This window comes from Phenylobacterium sp. (assembly GCF_031181185.1).
Lineage (GTDB): Bacteria > Pseudomonadota > Alphaproteobacteria > Caulobacterales > Caulobacteraceae > Phenylobacterium.
The window spans coordinates 1-6,177 of sequence record NZ_JAPSKZ010000201.1; the positions used below are offsets into that span (position 1 = coordinate 1).

General features: G+C 69.5%; 7 protein-coding genes. 4 read left to right on the top strand and 3 right to left on the bottom strand.

All coding sequences use genetic code 11. The features are described 5' to 3' along the window. Nucleotide 1: 1 nt before the first annotated feature. From RIF93_RS17800 to ssb, 3 genes are all read left to right on the top strand, one after another. Nucleotides 2-607: a hypothetical protein gene (locus tag RIF93_RS17800; RefSeq protein ID WP_309092790.1), complete on the top strand. Its 606-nt coding sequence runs from the start codon at nucleotides 2-4 to the stop codon at nucleotides 605-607. A gap of 33 nt (nucleotides 608-640) precedes the next feature. Continuing rightward, a complete protein-coding gene (locus RIF93_RS17805; RefSeq protein ID WP_309092791.1) occupies nucleotides 641-1,018 on the top strand; it encodes a hypothetical protein in 378 nt (125 codons plus the stop codon). A gap of 122 nt (nucleotides 1,019-1,140) precedes the next feature. After that, nucleotides 1,141-1,626, top strand: a complete 486-nt coding sequence (gene ssb / locus RIF93_RS17810) for a single-stranded DNA-binding protein (protein WP_309092792.1) — start codon at nucleotides 1,141-1,143, stop codon at nucleotides 1,624-1,626. On the opposite strand, the gene RIF93_RS17815 is transcribed toward ssb, so the two are convergent. The 3 genes from RIF93_RS17815 to RIF93_RS17825 form a co-directional block, all read right to left on the bottom strand. Next, nucleotides 1,623-3,263 carry a tetratricopeptide repeat protein gene (locus RIF93_RS17815; protein WP_309092793.1) on the bottom strand — a complete coding sequence of 547 codons (1,641 nt, stop codon included), beginning with the start codon at nucleotides 3,261-3,263 and terminating at the stop codon, nucleotides 1,623-1,625. The genes ssb and RIF93_RS17815 overlap by 4 nt on opposite strands. 62 nt (nucleotides 3,264-3,325) lie before the next feature. Beyond that, a complete protein-coding gene (locus RIF93_RS17820; protein ID WP_309092794.1) occupies nucleotides 3,326-3,778 on the bottom strand; it encodes a DUF3617 family protein in 453 nt (150 codons plus the stop codon). Between the two features lie 60 nt (nucleotides 3,779-3,838). Then, entirely contained in the window at nucleotides 3,839-4,870 is a 1,032-nt protein-coding gene (locus RIF93_RS17825) for a 2OG-Fe(II) oxygenase (protein WP_309092795.1), read from the bottom strand. Nucleotides 4,871-5,040: 170 nt separating this feature from the next. Here RIF93_RS17825 and RIF93_RS17830 point away from each other — a divergent pair. Next, the coding region (locus RIF93_RS17830) for a DNA gyrase subunit A (RefSeq protein WP_309092796.1) at nucleotides 5,041-6,177 on the top strand (1,137 nt) is incomplete at its 3' end.

The window sequence follows — 6,177 nt, forward strand, 5'->3', positions numbered from 1 at the left end:
CGTGGTCATCGCCTGGCTGCTGATGCGGGGCGGGCAGGGCGAACCGGCCCAGCCGCCGCCGGCCTCGCAGGCGGGCCTGGTCATTGAAAGCGGCCCAGAGGACGGGCGTCTCGACCCGGCCAAGCCGTTGCGCTGCTTCGTCGAAGGTCAGTTCGTGGGCGAGCTCACCCTGGCCGACTGCGCCCGCCGCAACGGGGTGGCGACCGACGCCCTCGACGTCGGCATCGATGAGACCGGCGCCCTGGCGGCCGCCGACCAGGCCGGCATGGTCCTCACCCCGCTGCCGCCGACGGACGAGCAGGCGCCGGTGGAAGACCCCGCGCCGTCCGCCTTCGACGAGCCTATGGCCGAGCCCACGGGTCCGGTCGCGACCTGCTGGCGCCACGCCGGCGGCCGGTGGCGTCCTGTCTCGGAGACGAGCCTTGAGGCGTGCGTCCAGACCCTGTTCGCCGGCCGCTGCGAGCGGCCGGGCCAGGCCGCCTACGGCCGCTGGGGCCAGCAGACCCTGCGCCTCGTCACCGGTCGGGTGGAGATCTCGCCGGACAACCAGAGCTTCCGCACCCTGGTCAACCAGGGGCCGGGCTGCCGCCTGCCGCCCGCCGGGTGACGGACGTAAGACGGGCGTGTTAGGCTTAGACCCATGCACGCCAAGACGTTGATCGCCGCCGCCGCCGCGGCCCTTTCGCTGACCGCCTGCGCCAAGCGGACCGAGCCGCCTGGCGACCCGGGGATCTGCTACCACGTCGTGTTCCAGAAGGACGGCGGGCTGAAGTACAACAAGCTCGTCAACGCTCCGAGCCTCGAGGTCTGCGCGGCCAATCTCGAGGCGATGCGGGTCCGTTTCCTGACGCTGGGCGGCAGCCAGCAGGAGCTGGTGGGCGCATACCAGGCGAACTTCCTGTTCATCGACCGGTACGGCATCAGCACCTCCACCTCGATGGAAGGGCCGCGCTACACCGCCCTCGTGCGGACCGGCGACGGACGGCTGGCGATCCCGGGCGCAATGCCGCAGCAATAGCTGTGGACAGGTCCGCCTCATCCGGAACAGACGCAGAACATAACGTTTGATGTTCCGTTAACGGCGCGCTAGCTTCCCGCCGGGCGTAGGGCCCGCAAGCACGGAAAGCTCAGGACATCGACATGGCGGGCAGCGTCAACAAGGTCATTCTGGTGGGGAACCTCGGGGCCGATCCCGAGATCCGCAGCCTCACGTCGGGCGACCGCGTCGCCAACCTCCGCATCGCCACGTCCGAAACGTGGCGCGACCGCACGTCGGGCGAGCGCAAGGAAAAGACCGAGTGGCATCGGGTGGTGATCTTCAACGAGAACCTCGTGAAGGTCGCCGAGAACTACCTGCGCAAGGGGTCGACGGTCTACATTGAGGGCTCGCTGCAGACCCGCAAGTGGACCGACCAGTCGGGCCAGGAGAAGTACTCCACCGAGATCGTGCTGCAGAAGTTCCGCGGCGAACTCACCATGCTGGGCGGACGCGGCGACGCCGGCGGTGGCATGAGCGACCGGGACGAGGGCGGCTACGGCGGCGGCTTCGGCTCGGGCCCTCGCGCCCAGAGCTCGGGCCCGCGCGAGGAGTTCTCGGCCGACCTCGACGACGAGATCCCGTTCTAAGGAAACTCGGTGCGCAGCGCCGCGCCCATCTGCGCCATCACGCCCGGCCAGTCGTAGCCTTGCTCGCCTGAGAAGGCGCGGGCCTGCGGGTACCAAGGGAAGGCGGCCGTCCCCAGCCGCGGCCAGGCGTCGGGCGTGGTCGCGAACCACGTCGGCGCGCCGACGGCCGCGGCGATGTTCGTGGTCGCCGTGGCGGGGCCTACGACCAGGTCCAGGGCGCAGCTGAGCGCGGCGATCTCGTCGAGGTCGTCCTTGAGATCCAGGCCGGGCAGGGCGCGGATGTCGGCTCCCATGGTCTTGCCGATGTCACAGAGCTCGTCCGCGCAGTCGCCGGGCTGCAGGCTGACGAAGGTGACGCCCGGCGCGGCGAACACCGGCCCCCAGTTCGCCAGCGGCGGATAGAACTTCTGCCGCTGCGAGGTCACCAGCAGGCTGCGCCAGATCACGCCCACTTTCGGACCCTGGCCGAGGCCCGCCAGCACCGCCTTCCAGTGCGCCACACGCTGGGGGTCCGCCTTCAGGAAGCCCGGCTGCGTCGGGAAATCGGCGACGGTGCGCCGGTAACGGCCGAGCAGGTCGCCCATGCGAGCCCAGGCGTCGTAGGCGTCGTCCGGAAGGCCGGGGACCTCGCGCGTCGTCTGCAGCCCGTCCCGGCGGGTCGCGTAGCCCGTCACCTGGGCCGTAGGGAAAGAGCGCTGGAATAGAGAGACCAGCCGCGGCTGGACGGCGATCAGCAGCCGGTCGACCTCACGCACGGCGTCGGCGAGGACGTTGGCGAACAGCACCTCGTCGCCCAGGCCCTGTTCGCCGATCACCAGCAGCCGCTTGCCGGCGAGCGGCTCGCCCGTCCGCCACGCCCGCCGCGCGAGCCGGTGATGCACGTAGTCGGCGTAGGCCTCCTCATTACGTACGGCGTAGGCGTCCCAGCCCCCAGCGACGTCGCCCGCGTTCAGCCGCAGCAGCGCCAGGGCGTAACGGTACATGGCCGCCTGGGTCGGGCTGTCGGCGCCGAGCGAGATGGCCCTCTCGCAGTCGGCCAGGGCTCCGGCGACGTCGCCCACCGCCTTGCGGGCGTTGGCCCGGTTGAAGGAGGCGGCGTGCATCCGCGCGTCCAGCCGGATCGCCTCGTCGAAGAAGACGATCGACTGGCTGGCGTCGCCCGCCTCGAAGAGCACGCAGCCCAGGGTGTTCCACAGCAGCGCCGCGCCCGGCTGGGCGGTGAGCCCCTCGCGCAGGAGCTCGATCGCCTCGCCGAACCGCGACTGGGCGCAATACGCGCAGGCCAGGTCGTTGACGATCTCCACCGACGCGGGGTCCTGGGCCTTGGCCCGCAACAGGAACTGTTCGGCCAGTTCGGCCAAGCCCATCAGGCTCGCCAGCCTCGCGAGGTCTCGTCCGAGGCCGGCGTCCGCCGGCGCGAGGGTCGCCGCCCGGTCGTAGGCCTCGAAAGCGCCGGCGTAGTCGCCCAGCTTCTCGCGGAACACGCCGGCCATGCGCCAGGCCCGCACGTTGTGCGGGTCGGCCGCGGCCGCTTCGTCGGCGAACCGCGCGGCGCCGGCGAAATCCTTGCGGGCCTCGGCGTCGACCGCGCGGCGGAGCAGGGCCGCCGAGCCCCCGGCGACGTCGAGCCGACCCATCGAATCCATCCCAGTGACCAGGGGTGCAGGATGGGAAGACAGAGTTAACGCTTGTCGAACGCCTAGTTCTCGGCGGGCGGCGGGGTTTCGGGCGCGGGGCAGACGTCCCCGATGCGCCGCGCCTCGGTCGAGGCCTTGCCGGCGATGTCCAGTCCCAGGAACTCGGTGGCGATGCTGGCGGTCAGGTTGAAGCTGGTCGGGTTGTAGGCGCCCGAACCCTCCACCTCGACCTTGCGGCCCTTCTTCGAGACGCAGGTGCCTTTCAGGCTGATCTTTCCACCGGCGATGATCTTGTGCGGATAGGCGCACTTGTAGTGGCGGTTCGACGGACCCGCGAGGAACTTGTCCACGTCGGCCGGGGTGATGCAGCGCCGCTCCACCTTGGTCTGCCGGATCGGCGACAGCAGCTTGTTGGTCGATTCCCAGTAGCCGGGCTGGATCGGCGGCTGGGCGGCGGCCAGGGCGACGACCGGCGCGGCCGAGGCGAGAAGGGCTACGAGGATCAGACGGGTCATGGGGTGGAGCTTGGTTCCGAAGATCGGCGGGATGGTGGCGGCGCGGGCATGAACCGCAGCTTACAGGGCCGCCGGCGCGGTGCGCGCCTCGTAGGCGGCCAGCACCTGCGCGCCGGCCTCATCGTAGAGGAAGGGTAGGAAGGCGTAGCGGCGGCCGCGGGTGATCCTCATCGCCTCGTGCATGAGGCTGCAGGAGAAGACGACGGCGCCGCCCACCGGAGGCCGGTAGGTGGCCGGTCCGAACTCCGCGAAGCGCAAGTCGCCCCCTTCGAAGTCGTCGTTGAGATTGATCGAGCAGGCGAAGGCGCGGTGCGCGGTGGCCTGCGTGGTGTTGTCCCGATGCGGGTGGAAGACGCCGCCGTCCTGCTCGTCGTAGCAGCTGACCAGGTAGCGCTCGATGCGCGTCGGGGCGAAGGCGAAGGCCCGCTGGATCAGCGGAAACAGCCGCCGCTCCAGACGCTCTCGGATCGCCTGGACGAGGTCGGCCTCGGTGACAATCACGTCGCGTCGGCGCTTCAGCTGATCCATCACGTAGACCGTGTGATCACCCTGATCGCGCATTACGCCTGTGAAGCGCCCGCCGTTGTCCTCGTGCAGGCCGGTCAGCTTGCGGCAGAGGTCGGGCTCGAAGATGCGCGGCGCGATCAGGACCGGGGCGTTCAGAGGAACCGACGCATAGGCGCCGGGAGGGCCGAGCGCCGCGACTTGGTCCAGCATCTCGTCCGCGCGCTCCAGCGGTTCCACGGCCATCACCCGGAGGCTCGGATCCAGCAGCAGCCAGTGGGGCGTCTCCGCCTGGAAGCGTTGTGCGATAATCCCGTCGGTGTCGGGGAACCAGCGCAGGCCCCGCAGATCGCGCTGCCCCGAGATCATGCTGGCGTCGGCCATGACCACAAAGGCCGACACCCGCGCATCGTCGAACAGCGACTGTCGCGCGGCAAGCGCCTTCAGCGCCGCGATCGTCCGGCCCTGGTCTTTCGGCGCGAAGAGCAGAAGGACATAGCGGCCGGCGGCGCTGTCGAAGACGAATTCCGGATTGGAAGCCGTGGGCGCCGTGAACCACGGCGCCGGCTCCCCGAAGCGAAGGGGCATGGCTGCTCCTTAGCCTTGCCCGCGTTCCCCGTCACGCGCGGTGCTGCGGCGCCGTTTGACGCACGCGCTCGCGCACATGCGCACGCGCGAGGAAAGTGGCGCGCAGGTCCTGCAAATGCTAACTGGAATGCCTACGTAACCCGTCCGATTCTCACGGCTAAATCCCTCCCTTGACCGACGAAACCCACACGCCTCCGGACGATCGTCGCGGGGGCGTCGCCCCTATCGCGATCGAAGACGAGCTGAAGCGCTCCTACCTCGATTACGCCATGAGCGTGATCGTCAGCCGCGCGCTGCCGGACGTCCGCGACGGCCTCAAGCCCGTCCACCGCCGCATCCTGTTCTCGATGAACGAGCAGGGGCACACCCCCGACCGCGGCTATGTGAAATCCGCCCGCGTCGTCGGTGACGTGATGGGTAAGTACCACCCGCACGGCGACGTCGCGATCTACGACACCCTGGTGCGCCTGGCGCAGCCGTTCTCGATGAACCTGCTGCTGATCGACGGCCAGGGGAATTTCGGCTCGGTCGACAACGATCCGCCGGCGGCCATGCGCTACACCGAAAGCCGCATGACGCGCGCCGCCATGGCGATCCTGGCGGACCTCGACAAGGACACGGTCGACTTCAAGGACAACTACGACGGCTCCGAGCAGGAGCCTGTCGTCCTGCCGTCGCGTATCCCGAACCTGCTGGTCAACGGGGCGGGCGGCATCGCCGTGGGCATGGCCACCAATATCCCGCCGCACAACCTGGGCGAGGTCGTCGACGCCTGCCTGGCCTATGTCGACAATCCCGAGATCGGCCTGGACGAGCTCTTGGACATCGTGCCGGGCCCCGACTTCCCCACCGGCGGCGAGATCATCGGCCGGACCGGCCCGCGACAGGCGCTGATGACCGGCCGCGGTTCGGTGATCATCCGCGGCAAGGCCTCGATCGAGGAGATCCGCAAGGAGCGGGAAGCGATCGTCATCCACTCGATCCCGTACCAGGTGAACAAGGCCGCGCTCGTCGAGCGCATCGCCGAGCTTGTGCGCGAGAAGCGGATCGAGGGCGTCGCCGACCTGCGCGACGAGAGCGACCGCGACGGCATGCGGGTCGTTGTCGAGATGAAGCGGGACGCCTCGGCCGAGGTGATCCTGAACCAGCTCTACCGGTTCACGCCGCTGCAGAGCTCCTTCGGCGTCAACATGCTGGCGCTGAACCGCGGCAGGCCCGAGCAGATGGGCCTCAAGGAGATGGTCACCGCCTTCGTGGACTTCCGCGAAGAGGTGGTCGTCCGGCGCACCAAGTTCGAGCTGTCGAAG

What these genes read in the sequence shown, in the direction of transcription:
- RIF93_RS17805 (WP_309092791.1), top strand. Translation starts at nt 641, where the DNA reads ATGCACGCCAAGACGTTGATCGCCGCCGCCGCCGCGGCCCTTTCGCTG.
- ssb (WP_309092792.1), top strand. Translation starts at nt 1,141, where the DNA reads ATGGCGGGCAGCGTCAACAAGGTCATTCTGGTGGGGAACCTCGGGGCC.
- RIF93_RS17815 (WP_309092793.1), bottom strand. Translation starts at nt 3,263, where the DNA reads ATGGGTCGGCTCGACGTCGCCGGGGGCTCGGCGGCCCTGCTCCGCCGC.
- RIF93_RS17820 (WP_309092794.1), bottom strand. Translation starts at nt 3,778, where the DNA reads ATGACCCGTCTGATCCTCGTAGCCCTTCTCGCCTCGGCCGCGCCGGTC.
- RIF93_RS17825 (WP_309092795.1), bottom strand. Translation starts at nt 4,870, where the DNA reads ATGCCCCTTCGCTTCGGGGAGCCGGCGCCGTGGTTCACGGCGCCCACG.